Source organism: Actinocatenispora comari (assembly GCF_017312725.1).
In the GTDB taxonomy this organism is placed as follows: Bacteria; Actinomycetota; Actinomycetes; order Mycobacteriales; family Micromonosporaceae; genus Actinocatenispora; species Actinocatenispora comari.
In genome coordinates this window covers 1-21,750 of sequence record NZ_BOPO01000039.1, presented here as the reverse complement: position 1 = coordinate 21,750, position 21,750 = coordinate 1, and the positions used below count along the sequence as shown (strand labels likewise).

Here is a 21,750-nt window from a genome sequence, read left to right as displayed (position 1 = left end):
CGCGCCGGCATCTCGCGCACGCCGCGGGGCCGCCGGCGCGACGTCGGCGGCCCCGCGGGCGGGTCGATGGGTCAGGCGGCGGGCGCCTTCTCGGTGCTCCCGAACTGCTCGGCCTCGGTCGAGCCGGCGAGTGCCGTGGTGGAGGAGTTCGGCGCGATCGCGGTCGAGACCAGGTCGAAGTAGCCGGTGCCCACCTCGCGCTGGTGCCGGGTCGCCGTGTACCCCTCCGCCTCGGCGGCGAACTCCGCCTCCTGCAGCGTCACGTACGCGCTCATCCCGGTCTGCGCGTACCCGCGGGCCAGGTCGAACATCGAGTGGTTGAGCGCGTGGAACCCGGCCAGCGTGATGAACTGGAACGAGTACCCCATCGCGGCGAGCTCGCGCTGGAAGCGGGCGATCGTGTCGTCGTCCAGGTGCCGCTTCCAGTTGAACGAGGGCGAGCAGTTGTAGGCGAGCATCTGGTCCGGGTACTGCCGCTTGATCGCCTCGGCGAACTTCCGCGCCACGCCCAGGTCGGGCTTGCCGGTCTCCATCCACAGCAGGTCCGCGTACGGCGCGTACGCCAGGCCCCGCGCCACGCACGCGTCCAGCCCGTTGGTGACGGTGAAGAACCCCTCCGCGGTGCGCTCGCCGGTGACGAACCGCTGGTCGCGCTCGTCCACGTCGGAGGTGAGCAGCGTGGCGGCCTGCGCGTCGGTACGGGCGATCACCACGCTCGGCACGCCGGCCACGTCGGCGGCCAGCCGCGCCGCGTTGAGGGTACGGATGTGCTGCCCGGTCGGCACCAGCACCTTGCCGCCCAGGTGCCCGCACTTCTTCTCGCTGGCCAGCTGGTCCTCGAAGTGCACGCCCGCCGCGCCGGCCGCGATCATCGCCTTCATCAGCTCGTACGCGTTGAGCGGCCCGCCGAAGCCCGCCTCGGCGTCGGCCACGATCGGCGCCAGCCAGTGCACGTCGGCCTCGTCGCCGGGCTCGCCACCGTCGGACTGCCGTTCGGCCCAGGCGATCTGGTCGGCGCGCAGCAGCGCGTTGTTGATCCGGCGCACCGCCTGTGGCACCGAGTTCACCGGGTACAGGCTCTGGTCCGGGTAGGTCTGGCCGGCCTGGTTGGCGTCCGCGGCGACCTGCCAGCCGGACAGGTAGATCGCCTGCAGCCCGGCGCGGACCATCTGCACCGCCTGACCGCCGGTCAGCGCGCCGAGCGCCGGCACGTACCGCTCCGAGCGCAGCAGCCGCCACAACCGCCGGGCGCCGAGCCGGGCCAGGGTGTGCTCCTCCTGCACCGAACCGCACAGCCGCACCACGTCGGCGGCGGTGTAGTCGCGGGACACGCCGTACCACCGGGGGTCGGTGCGCCACAGCCGCTCCAGCTGGGCCGCCTTGCTCTGCGCGGTCGCGACGGTACGGGTCTGCCCGGTCTCCGGGGTGTGCGTGCTGGTGGTCGACATGTCGCTGCCTCCTGCAAGGTGCGCTGATGGTCGCCGACGCGGTGCTGGCACATCGCTGGGCTCGCCGCGTGGCCGCCGGCCGCGGGGCGAGCGGCGGACCTGGCCGGGCGTCGCCTCGCGATACCGACGAGTCTGTGGTGCGCGCGGCCGTCGCCCCAGCCGAATGTGAGCTGAAGATCTACAGAATTTCAGCTAGACTGAAGCGATGCCGAAGTTGCAGTCGAAAGAAAATCAGAGTTTCACCGCAGAGCTCGATCTTGCGACCTTCGGCCAGCGGTTGAAGCACCTGCGCGGCCGGGCCGGGCTGACCCTCGCCGAGCTCGGCGCGCGGGTCGGCCGCTCGCCGTCCGCGCTGTCGATGCTGGAGAACGGGAAGGTCGAGCCGAAGCTGTCGCTGCTCACCGCGCTGGCCGGCGAGCTCGGCTGTGGCCTCGACGACCTGCTCTCCGGCGAGCCGCCGACCCGGCGCGCCCAGCTCGAACTCGCGCTCGACGCCGCCCAGCGCGACCCGCTGTACGGCGCGCTCGGCCTGCCCCGGCTGCACGTCTCCCGCCGGGTGCCCACCGACGTGCTGGAACACCTCGTCGCCCTGTACGGCGAGCTCAAGCGCCGCGACGCGCGCCCGACCGGTACCCCGGAGGAGGCGCGGATCGCGAACGCGGCGCTGCGCACCGAGATGCGCGAGCGGGACAACTACTTCGCCGGCATCGAACGGCTCGCCGCCCAGTCGCTGGAGGCGGTCGGGTACGGCGGGGGAGCGGTCTCCGAGGGCCTGCTGCTGGCGCTGGTGTCGCACGCCGGCTTCACCCTGCGCTACGTCGCGGACCTGCCGCACTCGGTGCGGTCGGTGACCGATCTGCGGCACCGGCGCATCTACCTGGCCCGGGCCAGTTTCGGCATGCACACCCCGCGCACGGTGCTGCTGCAGACCCTCGGCCACTTCCTGCTCGGCCACGACCAGCCCCGCGACTTCGCCGACTTCCTGCGGCAGCGGGTGGAGGCGAACTACTTCGCCGCCGCGGTGCTGATCCCCGAGTCGGCCGCGGTGCCCTACCTGCAGCAGGCGAAGCGGGCGCGCGAGCTGTCGGTGGAGGACCTGCGGGACGTGTTCGCCACCTCGTACGAGATGGCCGCGCACCGGTTCACCAACCTCGCCACCCGGCACCTGGACCTGCGCTGCCACTTCACCAAGAACGACGAGTCCGGGATCATCTACAAGGCCTACGCGAACGACGGGCTGGTCTTCCCGACCGACGCCACCGGCGCGATCGAGGGCCAGCGGATGTGCCGGTACTGGTCGGGCCGGCAGGTGTTCGCCGCGCCGGACCGGTTCTCGATCTACTACCAGTACACCGACAAGCCGAACGGCACGCACTGGTGCGCCGCGTACGTGGACCCCAGCCGGGACCGCAACTTCGCCATCACGCTCGGCGTGCGGTACGCCGACTCGCGCTGGTTCCGCGGCCGGGAGACGACCACCACGGCGAAGTCGGCGTGCCCGGACGGGGAGTGCTGCCGGCGGCCCCCGGCGGAGCTGTCCCGCCGCTGGGACCAGCTCGCCTGGCCGTCGGCGCGGGCGCACTCGCACATCCTCGCGGCGCTGCCGCCGGGCACGTTCCCCGGCGTGGACGAGACCGACGTGTACACGTTCCTGGACCGGCACGCGGAGTAGGCAAGCCGTCCGCCGGAGGAAGCGGACGATGTTCAACGATCCGGGCGAGCGCCGATTATCACTACAATTGGTGTGAGACTTGTTACCGAGTGGGCACCTGGTCGTACTGCCTGGTAACCCGCCCGGACGGGTGTAAGTTCCCCATCGGATCTACGGAACCGTAGGTTACGTGCCCGTAGGCGAGTCCGCAGCACCGATTCCTCTGGCGCGAGGGTTCCCGACCGCTCGGCTGTGTTCGAGTGCAGCACAAGTCGATACGACCGCCGACACCGCGCCAACCTGCGACTCCGCTGGCAGGCCGTTGGTTGGGAGGTCACGTGCATCTGTCGGTCGCCGGGACGAGCGAGCCACTGACCGGTGAGGTCGTCGTTCCGAACTCCAAGTACCACGCGCACCGGGCGCTCATCCTCGCCTCGCTCGCACCCGGTACCAGCACCGTGCGCGGCCTGTCCGACGCGCACCACGTGCACTACACCGTCGAGCTGCTGCGCGCGCTCGGCGTCCGGGTCGAGATCAGCGGCGACACGTTCGTGGTGCACGGCGGCGGCTACCACCCGGTGCGCGAGACGGTCACCGCCGGCAGCTCCGGTACCACCCTGTACTTCATGATCGGGCTCGCCTCGCTCGCCGACGCCCCCGTCACCGTCACCGGCCAGAAGTACTTCCAGCGTCGCCCGGTCGCCCCGCTGCTGCGCGCGCTGACCCAGATGGGGGTACGGCTGTCGTCCGCCGACGGCTGCCCGCCGATCCAGGTGCAGCCGCACCGGCCCACCGGCGGGCGGGTGCAGATCCCCGGCACGCTGTCGCAGTGGATCTCCGGGTTGGTGCTGCTCGCACCGTTCGCCACCGGCCGCACCGTGATCGAGGTGGAGGGCGAGCTCAACGAGCGCACCTACCTGCGGCTGACCGTCGACATGATGCGCCGGTTCGGTCTGGCGGTCGACGTCGCCGACGACTGGCGCACCTTCACCGTCGAGCCGGACCAGCAGCCGGTGCCGGCCACCGTGACGCTGCCGCCGGACATCGGCTCGGCCGCGTTCGGTCTGGCCGCGGCCGCGATCCACCCCTCCGACGTGCTGTTCCGCGGGCTGACCAGTACCGCCGCGGCCGACACCGACCATCCCGAGGCGGAACTGCTGTCCATCGTGGCCGGGATGGGCCTGGACCTGGACTACGACGCCGCCGCCGGCGCGGTCCGGGTCCGGCACGACGGTTCGCCGCTGGCCGCGACCGAGGTCGACTGCCGGGACCTGCCGGACATGCTGCCGGTGCTGTCCACGATGGCCACCTTCGCCCGCGGTACCACCGTGCTGCGCAACGTCGGGCACGCCCGGCTCAAGGAGTCCGACCGCGCCTCGGCGATGCTGCAGCTCAACCGGATGGGCGGCCGGCTGGAGTTGGCCGACTCGACGCTGCGGGTGCACGGGGTGCCGGCGCTGACCGGGGCGAGCATGTCGTCGTTCAACGACCACCGGGTCCTGATGTCGCTCGCGGTCGCCGCCTCCCGCGCGGCCGGGCGGTCCAGCCTCACCTACCCCAACGCGTACCGGATCTCCTATCCGGAGTTCCTGACCGCGATGAACGGCATCGGCATCCCGATGTCGGTCGCCGACGGCACCGGCACCGGCCGGCCACGCCGGTCCCGCGGCCGGAAGGCGCAGGCCTCCGCGCAGGTACCGATCAGCGAGTGGGTGCAGCGCTGGGCCACCGAACGGCCGCACGCCACCGCGGTCGTCGACGTGCGCCCCGGTGCGATGCACACGCACACCTGGCAGGAGCTGATGGAGCAGGCCGACCGGGTCGCCACGCTGCTGCTCGACCTGGGGGTCGAGGCCGGCGACCGGGTCGCGTTCCAGCTGCCGAACTGGTTCGAGTTCGTGGTGATCTCGCTCGCCACCCTGCGCATCGGCGCGGTGTGCTGCCCGCTGATGCCGATCTTCCGGGAACGCGAGATGGCGTTCGCGCTGCGTCGCTCCCGCGCCAAGGTGCTGTTCGTCCCGGACACCTTCCGCGGCCGGGACCACCGGCAGGAGGTGGCCGCGCTGCTCGGTGCCGGGATGTCCGGCAGCGCCGGCGATGCCGCCCTCGACGCCGCGACCGCCGGCGGTACCCCCGACGGGAGCGGGCTCGACGCGCTGACCGACGTGATCGTGGTACCGGCGAGCGACGCCGGAGCCGACCGGCTGCGGCTGCCGGATGGCGGCAGCGCCACCTGGCACAGCTACCCCGAGCTGCTGCGGGACGTGACCATCGACGTCACCAGGCTCGGTGCGCACCGGCCCAGCCCCGACGCGACGGCACAGCTGCTGTTCACCTCCGGTACCTCCGGGGAGCCGAAGGCCGCGCTGATGCAGGGCCGGTCGCTGACCACCGCCGCACTGATGGAGGTGCGGCACCTGGGGCTCGGCCCCGACGACACCGTCTACATCCCGTCGCCGCTGGCGCACCAGACCGGCTTCCTGTACGGGATGTGGCTGGCGTTCGTGCTCGGCGCGCCGCAGGTGATCCAGGGGCAGTGGTCGTCGTCGCGCGCGCTGCGGGCGATGCGCGACCACCGGGTCAGCTTCGTCCAGGCCGCCACGCCGTTCCTGGCCGACCTGGTCAAGGGCGTCGAGGACGGAGACCGGGCGCCGGAGTCGCTGCGCATCTTCGTGGCCACCGGCGCCGCCGTGCCGCGCGGTCTCGCCGAGCGCGCCACCCGCATCCTCGGTACCACCGTGTGCGGCGCCTGGGGTACCACCGAGACGTGCCTGGGCACGCTCGCCGCACCGGGCGACGAGCCGGCGAAGACCTGGGGTACCGACGGGCGGGCCCTGTCCGGCATCACCATCCGCATCGTGGACGGCGACGGCCGCGAGCTGCCCGCCGGGGTCGAGGGCAACTTCGAGCTGAAGAGCCCGACGTTCTTCCAGGGGTACCTGGACCATCCGGAGTGGACCGCGGCCGCGTTCACCGCGGACGGGTTCTTCCGCACCGGGGATCTGGGCATCATCGACGAGTCCGGGTACATCCGCATCACCGGCCGGGTCAAGGACGTGATCAACCGGGGCGGGGAGAAGGTACCGGTGTCGGAGATCGAGCAGCTCTTGTACGAGCATCCGTCGGTGGCCGAGGTCGCGATCGTCGCGATGCCCGACCCCCGGCTGGGCGAGCGCGCCTGCGCGTTCGTGGTGCCGGCGCCGCACGCCGACCTGGACTTCGGCGCGATGCAGAAGTACCTCAACACCCATCAGGTGGCGAAGACGTACTGGCCGGAGCGGCTGGAACTGGTCGACGAGCTGCCCCGCAACCCCACCGGAAAGATCCAGAAGTACCTGCTGCGCGAGCGGGCCCGCACGCTGCGCCCGGAGCGGGACGGTGCCCGGTGACCCGGCACCGCGACCCGCTGCCCGGCCCGGCGCCGGCCGCGCGCCACACCCCTGCGACGAGGAGTACGACGTGACCCAGACCAAGCCCCCGGGACCCGACACCGGCGCGGACGAGGAACGGTTCCTGGCGCTCAAGGCCGAGGTGGCCGAGTACGTGGCCGGGCCGGCCGAGCGGTGGGCGCAGCGCATCGAGGCCGACGGCGAGGTACCCGACGAGATGTTCGCGCAGCTGCGTGACCGCGGCTACCTGTCGCTCGCGGCACCGGTGGAGTACGGCGGGCGTGGGGTGCCGTTCTCCCGGTACCTGGAGCTGATGGAGCTGTTCTCCATGTCGCACGCGTCGATCCGGATGATCGTGCACGTGGTCAACGGCATCTGGCGGGCGATCGACCAGTTCGCCACCGACGAGCAGCGCAAGCGGTTCGTGCTGCCGGTGATCGCGGGGGAGCGGAAGGCGGCGTTCACGCTGACCGAGCCGACCGCCGGCACCGGCGCGGACCTGCGGTGCAGCGTGACGCGGGAGGGCGACACGTACGTCCTGTCGGGGGAGAAGCACCTGATCACGTTCGGGGTGACGTGCGACTGGTGGTTGCTGTTCGCCCGGCTGGCCGGCACCACCGGCAGGGACGGCACCGTCGCGCTGATGGTCGACCGGGACGCGGCGGGCGTCACCGTCGAGGAGATGGCCGAGACGATGGGCGTGCACGGCACCGACCACGCGCACCTGACGTTCGACCGTACCCCGGTGCCGGTGGGCAACCGGCTCGGCGAGGAGGGTCGCGGGCTGGAGGTCGCGCTCGGCGGGTTCCTGCAGCCGAGCCGGATCTCGGTGGCGATGAGCTGCGTGGGGCTGGCCCGGCGGGCGCACGAGCTGGCCATGGCGCACGCGCTGCGGCGGGAGACGTTCGGCAAGAAGCTCGCCCAGCGGCAGGCGATCAGCTTCGCGATCGCGGAGAACGCCGCAGACATCGAGGCGGCCCGGGCGCTGACCCTGCACGCCGCCCGGGAGTGGGAGGCGGGCAGCCCGCAGGCGGCCGTGCTGTCCTCGGCGTCGAAGCTGACCGCGGTCGACATGCTGACCCGGGTCACCGACCGGGCACTGCAGATCCACGGCGGCATCGGCTACTGGTCGACCAGCCCGATCGAACGGGTGTACCGGGACGCCCGGGCGCAGCGGTTCGAGGAGGGCACCAACGAGATCCAGAAGACCGTGATCGCCCGCGAGGTACTGCGCGAGTTCGCGGAGAAGGAGGAACGGCCGTGAGTGAGTTCGCTGACACGGTCACCGTGATCACCGGGGCCTCGCGGGGCATCGGGCGGTCGCTGGCGCTGTCGCTGGCCGCGGCCGGCGGCACCGTGGTGATCAACTACAAGCGCAACACCGAGGCGGCGCAGAAGACGCTGGCCGAGGTGGAGGCGTTGGGCGGCAAGGGGATCACGGTCGCCGCGGACGTGGAGGAGCCGGACGACATCGACCGGCTCTTCGACGTCGTGGAGAGCACCTACGGCACGATCCACCACTTCGTGTCGAACGCGGCGGCCAGCTCGTTCAAGCCGATCATGGAGCTCAAGGCGCACAACCTCGACCGGTCGTACGCGATGAACGTCCGGGCACTGGTGCTCGGCGCGCAGCGCGCGGTACCGCTGATGACCGGCGGCGGGCGGATCGTCACGCTGTCCAGCTACGGGTCGATCCGCGCCTACCCGAGCTACGCGAACCTCGGCTCGGCGAAGGCCGCGATCGAGGCGTGGGTGCGCTACATGGCGGTCGAGTTCGCGCAGTACGGGATCAACGTCAACGCGGTCAACGGGGGCATCATCGAGTCCGACTCGTCGGCGTACTTCTACGACGTGCCCGGGATGCCGGCGCTCGACGACGTGCTGCGGCTGGTACCCCAGCGGCGGATGGGGTCGGTCAAGGAGATGTCCGACGTGGTGCTGTTCCTGCTGTCGGCGGCGTCCGGCTACATCACCGGCCAGTCGATCGTGGTGGACGGCGGGCTGTCCACCATCGCGCCGCCGTTCCACGCCGACACCGCGCCGCCGCTGCGGCTGCCGGAGGTACCACCCGCCGCGCCGACCCGACGCGAGACCGATGGCTGATCGACCAGCCGCCGATCCGGTCGGGTTGCGGCGGGTGCTGAGCCCGGTGACGCTCGGCGGCCTGGCCCTGCCGCACCGGGTCGTGATGGGCTCGATGCACCTGGGCATCGAGGACCGCGACGACGGCGGCGCCGCGCTGGCCGCGTTCTACGCGGCGCGGGCGGCCGGCGGCGCCGGGCTGATCGTCACCGGCGGATCGGCGGTCAACCGGGTCGGCACCGGCGGCGTGCACTACAGCGTCGTCGGCGAGCGCGAGCACGCGCCGCGGCTGGCACGCGTGGCCGAGGCGGTGCACGAGACCGGCGGGCTGATCGCCCTGCAGCTGTTCCACGCCGGGCGGTACGCCTTCGCCGCCTCGTTCGGGCTGCGGCCGGTGGCGCCGTCGGCGGTACCGAGCCGGTTCTCGCCGGACCCGCCGCGGGCGCTGACCGGTGCCGAGATCGCCGCGACGATCGACGACTTCGCCCGCGGCGCGGCGACCGCGCGGCGGCTCGGGTTCGACGCGGTCGAGCTGATGGGTTCGGAGGGCTACCTGCTCAACCAGTTCACCTCGGCCGTCACCAACCGGCGCGACGACGGGTGGGGTGGCGACGCGGCGCGGCGCCGCGCCTTCCCGCTGGCCGTACTGGCCGCGGTCCGGGACGCCGCCGGCGCCGACTTCCCGGTGCTCTACCGGATGTCCGGCGCCGACCTGATGGACGGCGCGCCGGACACCGACGAGGTGCTCGCGCTGGCGAGGGAGCTGGCGCGGGCCGGCGCCGCGGCGCTCAACGTGGGCATCGGCTGGCACGAGTCCCGGGTACCGACGGTGCAGGCGGTCGTGCCGCCCGGCACCTGGGCGCCGTACCCGGCGCGGATCCGGGCCGCGGTCGCCGGCGCGGTACCGGTCATCGCCTCGAACCGGATCAACCGGCTCGCGCAGGCCGAACAGCTGCTTGCCGCCGGCGACGCGGACCTGGTCAGCCTGGCCCGGCCGTTCCTCGCCGACCCCGAGCTGATCGCGCGCTCGCGCGCGGCGCGGCCGGTGAACGTGTGCATCGGCTGCAACCAGGCCTGCATCGACCGGTCGCTGGCCGACGAGCCGGTCTCCTGCATGGTCAACCCGGCCGCCGGCCGCGAGCTGAGCCTGCTTCCCGCCGCCGGGTTCGCCGACCCGGGAGCGGCCGTGGCGGACGCGACGCGCGCGGGCGGCGGCGAGCGTGGCCGGGATCGCCGGCGGTACGCGGTGGTCGGCGCCGGGCCGGCCGGGCTCGCCGCCGCGCACGCCCTGGCGACCGCCGGCGAGCGGGTCGTGCTGTACGAGGCGGCCGACGAGCCGGGCGGGCAGTTCCGGCTGGCCCGGCTGGTACCCGGCAAGGCCGACTACGGCGCCACCATCGAGTACTACGCGGCCGAGCTCGCCGCGCTCGGTGTCGAGCTGCGGCTCGCCCACCCGGTCGGGCCGGACGACCGGGCCGAGCTCGCCGGCTGCGCCGGCATCGTCCTCGCGACCGGAGTGCTGCCCCGGCCGGTCGACCTGCCGGGCGCCGACGGCCCGAACGTGCTGACCTACCCGCAGGCGTTCGCCGCCGCCGACCGGCTCGGCGAGCGCGTCGTGGTCGTCGGCGGCGGCGGCATCGCCGTCGACCTGGCGCACCTGCTCAGCCACGGCCGCACCGACGGCGACGAGCGGAACCGGTTCCGGGCCGAACACGGGCTGGCCGCGCCGCTCGGCGTCACCGGCGGCCGCCAGGTCACGCTGCTGCGCCGCGGCCCCCGCATCGGCACCGGTATCGGCCGGACCACCCGCTGGGCGCTGCTGGCGGCGCTGCGCCGACGCGGCGTGCTGCTGCGGACCGGCGTGCGCTACGACCGGATCACGCCCGCCGGTGTGCTGCTGGCGGGCGCCGACGGACCCGAACTGGTCCCGGCCGACACCGTGGTCGTCGCCGCCGGGCAGCTGCCCGCCGATGCGCTGCGTCCGATGATCGCCGAGCTGGCCGTGCCGTACCGGGTGGTCGGCGGTGCGGCGGACGGCGCGGTGGACGCCGTCACCGCCTTCGCCGCCGGCGCCGAGGCCGGCCGCGCACTGCGCCACGAGTCCGCGCCGGCCCCCACCCCCTGAGCACCCGGTCGGCGAACCCGGCCGCGCCGTGGTCGGCGGGGTCGCGACCGGCACCGCGACCTGAGTTCAGCGGTCCAGCTTGGCGGCGAGCGTCCTGGGGGCGATCACCCGGTAGGCCTCGGTGACGAGCTCGCGGACCTGGTCCCAGTCGGCCGGCACGTCGAGGTAGACGCCGAGCCAGCCGCGGTGCCCGACGTACGGCGGGCGGAAGAACCGGCCGGGATCGGCGCCGACGAGCGCCTCCTGCTCGCCGGGCGGCGCCGCGCACCAGAAGCCGAGCCGGTCGTCGTGATGGTGGTCGGCGTACATCACGAACAGCCGGCGGTCCCGGACGAACCAGCACGGCTCGCCGTGACTGACGCGCTCGGTGACCTCCGGCAGGGCGAGGCACGCCTCGCGCAGCCGGGGCAGCGGATCACTCATCCGCTCAGTGTGCCGCCGCCGGCACCGGCCCGCGCCCCGATCCACCGGCGCGCCGGCCGACCGGGAGCCGGACGCCGCGCTCTGGAGCGCGGCACCGGGCCGGCGGTGGACTACAGGAACCGGCGGGCTCCGACGTACTCGTCGACGTACCGGTGCTCGGCGACCTTGACGATCTCGACCGTGCTGATCTCGGTACTGGTGTTGTTCGGCGCGTCGATCTCGTACCCGTCGCCGATGTACATCCCGACATGGTGCACGAAGCCGTTGTCGTGGGCGTAGAACAGCAGGTCGCCGGGCTGCAGGTCGCTGTCGGCGACGGGCGTGCCGGCGGCGTACTGGGCGTCGGCGTCCCGGGGGATCGTGACGCCGTGCACGTCGTACACGGTGTGGGTGAAGCCGGAGCAGTCGAAGCCCCAGGACGAGGTGCCGGCCCACACGTACGGCAGGCCGACGTACCGCTTGGCGGTGGCGACCAGGTCGGCGCCGGTGGGCGCCGGGATGTCGGCAGGCGAGTTGTACACCGTGGCGGCGGACTCGTCGAGGTACGCCGGGCCGCGGTCGGGGGTGGCGACCTCGATCGAGGAGCCGTCATGGCCGAGCACCGGCAGTCGGGTGTCCAGCGCGACGTCCATGCTGCGGCGGCTGCGGGCGGCGTCGCTGTACAGCCCGGTGGTGGTCGCGGTGACCAGCGCGAACGGCTGCCCGGCGTACTCGCCGAACGCGGGGTCGGTGCTCAGCTGCACGTCCGGGACCCAGCCGGGGTAGCCGAGCGGGTTGCGCGGCGTCGGCTGCCCGTCGACCGCCACGTACGACCAGCCGTTCTTGTGGTCGAGGATGGTCACCTTGGTCCCGTACAGCGCCTGCGTCTCCAGCTCGCCGACGAGCCACAGCCGCTGGTCGATGGTGAGCCCGTCGGTCCAGGCGCGCAGGTCGACCGGGTTGCCGGTGGCGTCGGCGTCGACCTTGCGGTCCTTGTTCGGGTCGACCCACAGGGTGGCCGCGGCGACGTCGACGTACCCGACGGTCGCATCGGAGTGCGACGCGGTGGTGGCGGCCGGCGCCGCGCGGTCGACGGGCGCCGGCGCGGCGGCGGACGGCCCGGCGAGGGCGACCGCGGCGAGCGTCGGTGCCACGGCGAGTGCGGACAGCAGGCGGCGAAGCGGCAATGCGCGCACGGCGACTCCTCCAGGGCGTGACCCGGGGACAGGCAGACTGGACTCATCTTTCAACCGACTCCGGGCAGAAGCAAGATTTCTTCGCCGACTGTTCCATCTGGTGATACCCGGAGGATGACATAGCGGACATGACCGGGCGCACCGATCGACGGCCCTGCGGCCGGGCGCGGCCGATCATGGGTTTCAATGCACTCATGGCATCGCGTCAGCCGACGGCCCGCCGGTACCGCAACCGGCCGCCGTCGAGGTTCCTGCGCCGGCTCACCATCGGCATTGACATCGGCGGTACGAAGGTCGCCGGCGGCGTGGTCGACTCCGCCGGCCGGGTCCTGGACCGTACCCGCCGGGACACGCCGGGGCTGTCCAAGAGCCCGCGCGAGGTCGAGGAGACCATCGCCGACGTGGTGGACGAGCTGACCGGCCGGCACGACGTGGCCGCGGTCGGCATCGGCGCGGCCGGCTTCGTCGACGCGACCGGCTCGTCGGTGCTGTTCGCGCCGCACCTGTCCTGGCGGCACGAGCCGCTGCGGGAGGCGCTGTCGTCCCGGCTGCGGCTGCCGGTGGTGGTGGAGAACGACGCGAACGCGGCTGCCTGGGCGGAGTGGCGGTTCGGCGCCGGCCAGGGCGAGGACCACCTGATCTGCATCACCCTCGGTACCGGCATCGGCGGCGGCATCGTGGTCGACGGGCTGGTGCAGCGCGGCCGGTACGGGGTGGCCGGCGAGTTCGGGCACATGCAGGTGGTGCCGGGCGGGCACCGGTGCGAGTGCGGCAACCGCGGCTGCTGGGAGCAGTACGCGTCGGGCAACGCACTGGTCCGCGAGGCGCGCGAGCTGGCCGCGGCGGAGTCGCCGGTGGCGCAGGCGCTGCTGGACCGGGCCGGCCGGGACGTCGCGGCGATCACCGGCCCGCTGGTCACCGAGGCGGCGATGGCCGGTGACCCGACCGCGATCGAGCTGTTCGACGAGATCGGGCACTGGCTCGGCGTCGGCATGGCGGGCCTGGCGTGCGCGCTGGATCCGGGCTGCTTCGTCATCGGCGGCGGCGTCTCGGACGCCGGCGACCTGCTGCTCAACCCGGCCCGGGAGGCGTACCGGCGCACCCTGTCCGGGCGCGGCTTCCGCCCGGAGGCCCGGATCGTGCGCGCCACCCTGGGCAACGAGGCGGGGTTGATCGGCGCCGCGGACCTGGCCCGGGAGGAGATCCGGCTGTTCGCCCGCGACCCGCGCCGGTCGACCTACCGGCGCCGGCTGTTCTTCGCCGACGAGCGCGAACGCGGCTGACGCACCCGGTCGCCCGTGTCGCGGCCGATCGCGACCGCCGCTGACGCCGGGACTGTCGCGGCCGTCGGGAATCTGCCATGATCGCCTGGATCGTGGTCGTTGTCACCGAGAGGGGCAACCGATGGGCGTTCGACGAGGCATCGGCGGCATTGTCGGGATCGTGGCGGCGGCAGCGGTGCTCGCGCTGCCGACCACGGCGCAGGCGATCGGCTGGGACGGCGTCAAGCCGTACGTGAACGGCGGACAGTCCACGGCCGACCTGCAGAAGCTGGTCTACACCCCCACCGACACCAGCGGCATCGACCCCGCGTACGCCGCGGGTCAGCTGTCCGCCGACGGGTCGCCGGGGCTCGCCCAGGTGTACGCGCACACCAACCACCAGCTGTACTACAAGAGCAACGCGAAGTGCGCCGGCGCGCGGTCGGCGATCGACGCCGCGGACGCGCAGTACACCCTGGCCGCCTGGTGCTTCGACGGCTCGGAGGAGACCTCGAACCGGTGGCTGCCGCAGGCGGTGACCACCTCGCAGGACGCCGAGCGCTCCACCGGGTACGACGCCGGCGGCGACGAGGTGGTCACGGTGTGGCGGCAGGAGGCGCTGTCCGACGACCGGGCCCGCTGCCCCGGCGTACCCGAGGACACCGCGCGCTCGGTGGGCCTGCGCGCGACGTTCATCCAGCGCCCGTACACCGACGGCACGCACAGCGCGTTCCGGCACGTGCTGCTGGTGGTGCCGGGCGCGCCGAACGCCGCCGGGCTGACGTTCAGCCCGATCTGCGACGTGCACGGCGGCGGCGCGAGCTGGTTCGGCCCGTACCTGTTCGTGGCCCGGCACGGTTCCGGCGTGATGGTGTTCGACACCCGGCGCACGTACCTGGTCCCGAACGACACGACCTGCGGCCCGGACGGCGCGGCGTCGACCCCCGACGACGTCGGTCAGGTGACGAACCCGTCCGGCGGCGCGCAGCTGTGCGCCGCCGGCTACCGGTACGTGATGTTCGAGGTGGGCAGCTTCCACACCAGCCCGGCCGGCTGCTCGACCACGCCGGACGACGTCGACGCCGGGCTGTGCTTCTCGTCGCTGTCGCTGCAGTGGTCGGGCAACCAGCTGGTCACCGCCGAGTACCGCGGCACCGCCGACATGACCGCGTCCGGTGCGCCGGTGCGCATCGTCAACTGGCGGATGAGCGATCTGGTCGACCGGGTCCAGCACGGCTCCTCGACGCCGGTGACCGCCGCGTCGCTCGCGACCACGAACTTCGAGGGCCTCCAGGGCGTCGTGTCGCGGCCCAACACTGCCACCGGCCACCAGGAGTACTTCGTCGCCCGCACGCTGCCCGGCGGCCACGGCAGCGAACTGTGGTACGAGCAGGACAGCGACGGCGTGTGCCCGACGCCGGGCACGTTCGTCGACGACACCGAGTCGATGGCGTACTGGCACGACTCGGCCGGCAACGCGCACCTGTGGACGCTCACCGAGTACGCGAACACCAGGATGCTCGTTCGCGTCTACACCAAGGAGTACAACGGCGCCCCGTCCGGCTGCCCGACCCAGTGACCGCGCCCGGTCGCACCGGTCCCCGTGGCTGCCGGCCGATGCCCGGCCCGCGCACCGGTTGCCTGCCCGCTCGCCGGCTCACGGTGCCCGGCCCTGCGGTGCCCGGCCCTGCAGTGCCCGGCCCTGCGGTGCCCGGCCCGGGCGGTGCACGGGCCGCGGAGTGCGGGCGGGTTCACGGGTGCGTCGGGCGGCGGGAGTAGCGGGCCAGCAACAGGCCGCCGGCGAGGCCGAGCACCGCGCCGGCGGCGGCGACCACGGTCGGCAGCGCGGCGGGGACGCCCAGGTAGACGGTGAGGCCGAGGATCCGGGACAGCCCCCACGGCAGCAGGGTCAGCTGGTCGTTCCACCAGGTCGCCACGGTCTCCAGGCCGATCGCCGCGACCAGCGCGCCGAACATCGCGAGCGGCGTACCGGCGGCGAGCAGCACGGCGCCGACCGCGCGGCGCCGGCGCAGGCGGTACCCGGCGCGCAGCACCCCGAAGCTCGCCACGAACAGCCAGCAGAACGCGACGACGGCGAGGACCACGTAGCCGCTGCGCCGGACGGGCAGGTTCCAGAAGTCGAACCAGTACCGGCCGGGGCCGCGCACCGACAGCACCGCCAGCAGCAGCGCCGAACGCAGCAACGCGACGCCGCCGAGCGCGGCCCACAGCCGGAAGCCGCCGCGCCGGCCGAGCAGGGCGCGCAGCACCGCCGCGTACAGCAGCCAGGCGCCGAGGGTGCCGGCCAGGTGCACCGGCGAGGCGAACCAGCAGTACGCGGCCCGGCTGAGTACCAGGACGACGGCCGGCAGCGCCCACACCACGATCCGGTCGGTCCTCGACCGCGGTGGGTCGAGGTCGGCGAGGCGCCAGGGTCGGGTCGCCCCGAGCCACAGTGCCCGCAGCGCGGTACCGTCGCGGGCCGGGCGGACCGCGGCATCCGTGCGCCGGCGCCGGCCGGCCCAGGCACCGACGCCGAGCGCGAGCAGGGTCACGAGCAGCAGTACCCGGGACAGCCAGGCCATCGCGACGTCCCGGTCGGCGCGGGCCAGGCCGAGGTCGGCGGCGGTGAAGTTGTACGCCGGCAGCGCCAGCGAGTCGCCGTACCGGGCTCGGTGCTGCGCCCGGTGCCGGGTGAAGTCGCGTTGCGCCGCGTGCCACGCGTCGTACGCCGAGCGGGAGCCGGTGTCCAGCCACTGCGCGTGGCGCAGCACCAGCGCCCGGTAGTCGGCCAGGGTGCGCAGCAGGCTGCGCTCGTAGTCCAGCGCGGCGAGGAAACGGCCGCGCAGCGCCGGGTCGGCCCAGTCCGCCGGCGCGGTGCCGGCGATCAGCGCGCGCATCCGCTGCACCGCCCGTACCGCGGTCCACCCCTGCGCGATCGCGGCGTCCAGGTGGTTCCGGGAGATCTGGTAGATCGTGTCGAAGGTGGCGGAGTCGCCCGAGACGATGTCCCACTCGAAGATCCACATCATCGGCGGCGGGTGCAGTCCGAGCGCGGTGACCGACTGGTCGGCGTACGGGCCGAGGTAGAGGCCGTCGGTGATCGCGGTGCGCGACAGCGCGAACGCCGCCGAGATCGCCCGTACCGCCGCCGGATCGGTGGCGAGCGTCTGCCGTACCCAGTCCGCCCGGGCCTGCGCCAGGTCGTCCTCGGGCCGCCAGGCGAGCCGCGCGGCGAGGTAGACGTTGAGATCCCACAGCTGCCAGAACCCGTGCCGCAGGTACATGTCCCGCGGGCCGGCGTAGAGCGGGCCGCCCTCCTGCGACCAGTCCCAGATCCCCTCGATGTGCGGGTTGGCGGCGAGCAGCCGGCGCAGCGCCGTCTGGTCCAGCGCGCCGAGGTCGTCGGGCAACGCACCCAGCCCCTCGAACTCGCGCCGGGACTGGATCTCGACGATGCGCCGCTGGTCGCCGACCGCGAGCGTGCGGTTCAGCGCGAGGTGGCTGTAGAAGTCGCCGGCGCTGTACTTGGTCGACACGATCAGGTGCCGGTCGTGGAGGCCGCCGAGCACCTGCCGGTACGACGCCGGATTGGTGTGCAGGTCGCCGACCGGCCCGACACCGACGGTCCAGGACCGGAAGATGACGTCCTTGCCGGCCGCGGCGGCCGGGGCGAGCACCGCGCGCAGCATGCTGCGTACCGCAGTGGCGGTGGTGACCACCAGCGCCGACGAGTAGTCCGAGCCCGGCACGTCGTAGTCGCTGCCGCCCTCACCGACCCGGATCATCATGCCGGCCAGGTAGGGCAGGTTGTCGAACAGCTCGGCGACGCCGGCCCGGTACACCGACCACAGCGCCGGCGAGCCGACGTCGAGCCCGCCGACCCGGCGCTGCAGGTACCGCACCAGCGGCGGGTCGGTGGCGAGCATGTCGGTGGACAGGTAGACCTTCATCCCCATGTCGTGCGCGTACCGCCAGACCGGACCGAAGGTGCGCACCATCGCCCGGGCCCGCGCCGGGTGCGGATCGCCGGCCGGGTAGACGCCGAGCCGGTCGAACGTCACGTACTCCAGGAAGCCGTCCACGACCACGGCGTTGTAGCCCTGCGCCAGCGACCGGTCCACGAACGCCCGGAACTGGCCGGCGATGCGCGCCGCGGCCGTCCGGTCCACCCAGGGCGCGGTCGGCAGCATCGCCGTCGCGGTGCGTCCGGTACCCAGCGAGTAGTCGTCGCCGGCGGCGAACCGTGCCGCGTCGTCGTCCAGGCCGACCGCGCCCGCGTCGGTGAGCCGCAGCCCCAGCCGCGGTCGCTGCACGCGGCCCTGCTCGGCCGCGGGTACCAGCGTCCGGGCCGACCGGACCCGGTCGGCCAGCGTGTACAGCCCGGCGCGCGCCCCGGCCGTGGTCCCCGCGGTGACGCCGATCCGGCTGCCGGAGCGCCGCAACCGGAACGCCTCGCCGGTCAGCCCGGCCCGGCGGTCGACCCGGGCCACGATCGCCGCCGTCTCCGGCGCACCGGTGCCGATGGTCGGGCGGGGCAGCCCGCGACCCGCGTACGCGTCGGCCAGCGCGCTCGCCGCGAGCCGCAGCGATCGGTCGGCGGGTACCGCGATCGTCGAGACGGGCGGCGCCGGTACGTCGGGGCGTGCGGCGGCGACACCGGGGTGCTCGGCCGGTACCCGCACCGGGTGGTGGCTCTGGCCGAGGAAGGCGCTCAGCGATCCGGCGACCAGACCACCCAGCGCGACGAGGACGACGAGCACCGCAACCAGCGTCACGGTCCGTGGCCGCGCCGGCGGGGGAGGGCTGGGCACGGGCACATTCTGGCACGAACGGCGCAGCGTGTGGTTCCGGCGTGACGTGGTGATCGGACCCTGGCGCCACCGGCCGCGGGTGACATAGCGTGGCGCGGAATGCCCGATGACAACGATGACCTCTGAGAGCGTGTGGGGGATCTGAGCAGTGCATGACGATCGTGTCCTGGTCGAGGCGCGCCTCGATCGGGCGATGAACCAGTGGATCCGGCCGGCGATCTACACCGCGACCGCGCCCCTCACCGTCGAGGTCTGGCACGTACCGGACGTGCCCGGCCCGGACGGCGCGCCGATCGCCGCGGACCCGGTGAACGTCACCGAGGCGCTCGCCGCGGACTACGTGCCGATGCCGATCGGTACCGCCTGGGGCCGACCGTGGTCGACCAGCTGGCTGCGGGTACGCGGCGAGGTGCCCGCGGCGTTCGCCGGCGAGCGGGTGGAGGCGGTGTTCGACCTGGGCTTCAGTGGCGGCCCGGGCTTCTCCGCCGAGGCGATGGCCTACGACCGGGCCGGGGCGCCGATCAAGGCGCTGCACCCGCTCAACCGGTACGTGCCGGTCGCCCGGCCGGCCGCCGGCGGCGAGCGGGTCGACCTGCTGCTGGAGGCGGCGGCGAACCCGCAGGTCTCGATGGGCATCAAGCCGACCCTGCTCGGCGACAAGTACACCGCCGGTGACGCGCCGCTCTACCAGCTGCGCTCGGCCGACGTGGCGGTGCTCGACGAGACGGTGTTCGCGCTGGTCGCCGACGTGGACGTGCTGGCCGAGCTGATGCACGAGCTGAGCGTCGAGGACCCGCGCCGGCACGAGATCCTGCGCGCGCTGGAGCGGATGCTCGACACGCTCGACCTGCACGACGTGCCGGGTACCGCGGCCGCCGGCCGGGCCGAGCTGGCCGAGGTGCTGTCCCGGCCGGCGAACGCCTCGGCGCACCGGATCGCGGCGGCCGGGCACGCGCACATCGACTCGGCGTGGCTGTGGCCGCTGCGCGAGACGGTACGCAAGTCGTCCCGCACGTTCGCGAACGTCACCGCGCTCGCCGCCGAGTACCCGGAGCTGGTGTTCGCCGCGTCGCAGGCGCAGCAGTACGCGTGGGTGAAGGAGGCGCAGCCGGCGGTCTGGGAGCGGATCAAGAAGGCGGTCGCGGCCGGCAACTGGGCGCCGGTCGGCTCGATGTGGGTGGAGTCGGATGCGAACCTGCCCGGGGGTGAGGCGCTGGTCCGCCAGATCACCCAGGGCAAGCGGTTCTTCGCGCAGGAGCTGGGGGTGGACACCCGCGGCATCTGGCTGCCCGACTCGTTCGGCTACACCGCGGCGTTCCCGCAGATCGCCCGGTTGGCCGGGCTGGACTGGTTCCTGACCCAGAAGATCTCCTGGAACCAGGTCAACAAGATGCCGCACCACACGTTCTGGTGGGAGGGCATCGACGGGACCCGGATCTTCACCCACTTCCCGCCGGCGGACACGTACAACGGGACGTTCGCCGGCGAGGAGCTGGCCCGCGCGGTGCGCAACTACGCGGAGAAGGGTGCCGGGACGATCTCGCTGCTGCCGTTCGGGCACGGCGACGGCGGTGGCGGCCCCACCCGCGAGATGCTGGAGCGCGCCCGGCGGCTGCGCGACCTGGAGGGCTCGCCGAAGGTCACCATCGAGCACCCGGACGAGTTCTTCGCCGCCGCGCGCGCGGAGTACCCGGACGCACCGGTGTGGTCCGGCGAGATGTACCTGGAGCTGCACCGCGGCACGTTCACCTCGCAGGCGAAGACCAAGCAGGGCAACCGGTTCAGCGAGCACCTGCTGCGCACCGCGGAGCTGTGGGCGGCCACCGCGGCGGTGCACGCCGGCGCCGACTACCCGTACCAGGCGCTCGACGAGCTGTGGCGCACCGTGCTGCTGCACCAGTTCCACGACATCCTGCCGGGCTCCTCGATCGCCTGGGTGCACCGCGAGGCGCGGGAGACGTACGGGCGGATCCGCGAGCAGCTGACCGGGATCATCGACGCCGCGACGCACGCGGTGGGTGGCGACGGCGACGGCGGGCTGCGGGTGTTCAACGCCGCGCCGAACGACCGGGCCGAGGTCACCGCGGTACCGGCGGATCTGGCCGCGACGGCGGGCCTGTCCGCGGACGCGGCGCAGAAGCTGTCCGACGGCAGCGTCGCCGCGTTCGCCACCGTACCGGCGCTGGGGGTGGGCACGCTGGCCCCGGACCTGCCGGCCGACGGAGCGGTCACGCCGTCCACTGTGGACGGTCTGGTGCTGGACAACGGGCTGCTGCGGGTCACCGTGGACGAGCGCGGCCTGGTCACCTCGGTGTACGACCACGCGCACGGCCGCGAGGTGCTGGCCCCCGGCAGCTACGGCAACCTGCTGCAGCTGCACCCCGACCACCCCAACAAGTGGGACGCCTGGGACCTGGACAAGCACTACCTGCACCGACACACCGACCTGACCGACGCCGAGTCGGTCGAGGTGGTGGAGCGCGGCCCGCTGGTGTCCGCGATCCGGGTCGTACGCCGGTTCGGCGAGTCCACCGCGACCCAGACGCTGGTGCTCGCCGCGGGCAGCCGCCGCCTGGACGTGCGTACCGAGATCGACTGGCGCGAGTCGGAGAAGGTGCTGAAGGCGGCGTTCCCGATCGACGTGCACGCCGAGCGGGAGTCGGCCGAGATCCAGTTCGGCCACGTGCACCGGCCCACCCACACCAACACGTCGTGGGACGCCGCCCGGTTCGAGGTGTACGCGCACCGCTGGATCCACGTGGGCGAGCCCGGCTACGGCGTCGCGCTGGTGACCGACTCGACCTACGGTCACGACGTGCACCGCGCCACCCGGGACACCGGCGGCACCACCACGACGGTACGGCTGTCGCTGCTGCGCGCGCCGCACAGCCCCGACCCGCACACCGACATCGACACGCACACGTTCACCTACGCGCTGGTGCCCGGTGCCGAGATCGGCGACGCGGTGGCGCAGGGGTACGCGCTGAACCTGCCGCTGCGCGTCGCGGCGGCGAACACGACGCCGGAGCCGCTGGTACGGCTGGACAACCCGGCGGTGGCGGTGGAGGCGGTCAAGCTCGCCGACGACGGCTCCGGCGACGTGGTCGTCCGGGCGTACGAGTCGCGCGGTGGCCGCGCGCAGACCACGCTGCGCCCCGGCTTCGCCGCGGCCGGCGTGACCGAGGTGGACCTGCTGGAGCGTCCGCTCGCCGACGCCGGCGCGGACCTGCTGGACGCGGACGGCACGGTGCGGCTGGCGTTCCGGCCGTTCCAGATCCGTACCCTGCGGCTGCGCCGCGGCTGACCGCGACGGCCGGGACGCGCCACCCGCGGCGCGTCCCGGCCGTCGCCGGTCCGGCGCGCCCGCGTCGCCGGGGCGCG

General features: G+C 73.6%; 12 protein-coding genes. 8 read left to right on the top strand and 4 right to left on the bottom strand.

Annotated features, from left to right (window positions below):
• Positions 1–71: 71 nt before the first annotated feature.
• Positions 72–1,448 (bottom strand): isocitrate lyase, encoded by a 1,377-nt coding sequence (gene aceA, locus NUM_RS12260; protein WP_207124938.1) that lies wholly within the window; start codon positions 1,446–1,448, stop codon positions 72–74.
• 205 nt (positions 1,449–1,653) lie between these two features.
• Between aceA and NUM_RS12255 the strand changes: the two genes are divergently transcribed.
• The 5 genes from NUM_RS12255 (at position 1,654) to NUM_RS12235 (ending at position 10,695) form a co-directional block, all read left to right on the top strand.
• Positions 1,654–3,120, top strand: coding sequence for a helix-turn-helix transcriptional regulator (locus NUM_RS12255; protein WP_207124937.1), 1,467 nt, complete (start codon positions 1,654–1,656; stop codon positions 3,118–3,120).
• Between the two features lie 317 nt (positions 3,121–3,437).
• The gene (gene aroA, locus NUM_RS12250) at positions 3,438–6,488 is read left to right on the top strand and encodes a 3-phosphoshikimate 1-carboxyvinyltransferase (RefSeq protein ID WP_207124936.1); all 3,051 of its coding nucleotides are present in this window, start codon (positions 3,438–3,440) and stop codon (positions 6,486–6,488) included.
• 70 nt (positions 6,489–6,558) lie between these two features.
• On the top strand, positions 6,559–7,752 hold the full coding sequence (locus NUM_RS12245) for an acyl-CoA dehydrogenase family protein (RefSeq protein ID WP_207124935.1): 1,194 nt from the start codon (positions 6,559–6,561) through the stop codon (positions 7,750–7,752).
• Positions 7,749–8,591 (top strand): SDR family oxidoreductase, encoded by an 843-nt coding sequence (locus NUM_RS12240; RefSeq protein ID WP_207124934.1) that lies wholly within the window; start codon positions 7,749–7,751, stop codon positions 8,589–8,591. Before NUM_RS12245 ends, NUM_RS12240 begins: the two co-directional genes overlap by 4 nt.
• Positions 8,584–10,695: an oxidoreductase gene (locus tag NUM_RS12235; RefSeq protein WP_207124933.1), complete on the top strand. Its 2,112-nt coding sequence runs from the start codon at positions 8,584–8,586 to the stop codon at positions 10,693–10,695. Before NUM_RS12240 ends, NUM_RS12235 begins: the two co-directional genes overlap by 8 nt.
• 66 nt (positions 10,696–10,761) lie before the next feature.
• On the opposite strand, the gene NUM_RS12230 is transcribed toward NUM_RS12235, so the two are convergent.
• Together NUM_RS12230 and NUM_RS37150 are read right to left on the bottom strand one after the other, a co-directional pair.
• Complete coding sequence (locus NUM_RS12230) at positions 10,762–11,118, bottom strand: MmcQ/YjbR family DNA-binding protein (RefSeq protein ID WP_207124932.1); 357 nt, start codon at positions 11,116–11,118, stop codon at positions 10,762–10,764.
• 110 nt (positions 11,119–11,228) lie between these two features.
• On the bottom strand, positions 11,229–12,293 hold the full coding sequence (locus NUM_RS37150; protein WP_225918513.1) for a C40 family peptidase: 1,065 nt from the start codon (positions 12,291–12,293) through the stop codon (positions 11,229–11,231).
• Positions 12,294–12,487: 194 nt separating this feature from the next.
• Between NUM_RS37150 and NUM_RS12220 the strand changes: the two genes are divergently transcribed.
• Positions 12,488–13,576, top strand: a complete 1,089-nt coding sequence (locus NUM_RS12220; protein ID WP_207124931.1) for an ROK family glucokinase — start codon at positions 12,488–12,490, stop codon at positions 13,574–13,576.
• Between the two features lie 121 nt (positions 13,577–13,697).
• Positions 13,698–15,134 carry a hypothetical protein gene (locus NUM_RS12215; protein WP_207124930.1) on the top strand — a complete coding sequence of 479 codons (1,437 nt, stop codon included), beginning with the start codon at positions 13,698–13,700 and terminating at the stop codon, positions 15,132–15,134.
• A 172-nt stretch (positions 15,135–15,306) separates the two neighbouring features.
• Here NUM_RS12215 and NUM_RS12210 read toward each other — a convergent pair whose 3' ends face one another.
• Positions 15,307–18,369 (bottom strand): hypothetical protein, encoded by a 3,063-nt coding sequence (locus NUM_RS12210; protein ID WP_225918512.1) that lies wholly within the window; start codon positions 18,367–18,369, stop codon positions 15,307–15,309.
• Positions 18,370–18,517: 148 nt separating this feature from the next.
• Here NUM_RS12210 and NUM_RS12205 point away from each other — a divergent pair, with 148 nt between their 5' ends.
• Positions 18,518–21,673, top strand: a complete 3,156-nt coding sequence (locus tag NUM_RS12205) for an alpha-mannosidase (protein ID WP_207124929.1) — start codon at positions 18,518–18,520, stop codon at positions 21,671–21,673.
• The last annotated feature ends 77 nt before the right edge of the window (positions 21,674–21,750 follow it).

Coding starts and splice junctions, on each gene's coding strand:
- aceA (WP_207124938.1), bottom strand. CDS start 1,448: ATGTCGACCACCAGCACGCACACCCCGGAGACCGGGCAGACCCGTACC.
- NUM_RS12255 (WP_207124937.1), top strand. CDS start 1,654: ATGCCGAAGTTGCAGTCGAAAGAAAATCAGAGTTTCACCGCAGAGCTC.
- NUM_RS12235 (WP_207124933.1), top strand. CDS start 8,584: ATGGCTGATCGACCAGCCGCCGATCCGGTCGGGTTGCGGCGGGTGCTG.
- NUM_RS12230 (WP_207124932.1), bottom strand. CDS start 11,118: ATGAGTGATCCGCTGCCCCGGCTGCGCGAGGCGTGCCTCGCCCTGCCG.
- NUM_RS12220 (WP_207124931.1), top strand. CDS start 12,488: ATGGCATCGCGTCAGCCGACGGCCCGCCGGTACCGCAACCGGCCGCCG.
- NUM_RS12215 (WP_207124930.1), top strand. CDS start 13,698: ATGGGCGTTCGACGAGGCATCGGCGGCATTGTCGGGATCGTGGCGGCG.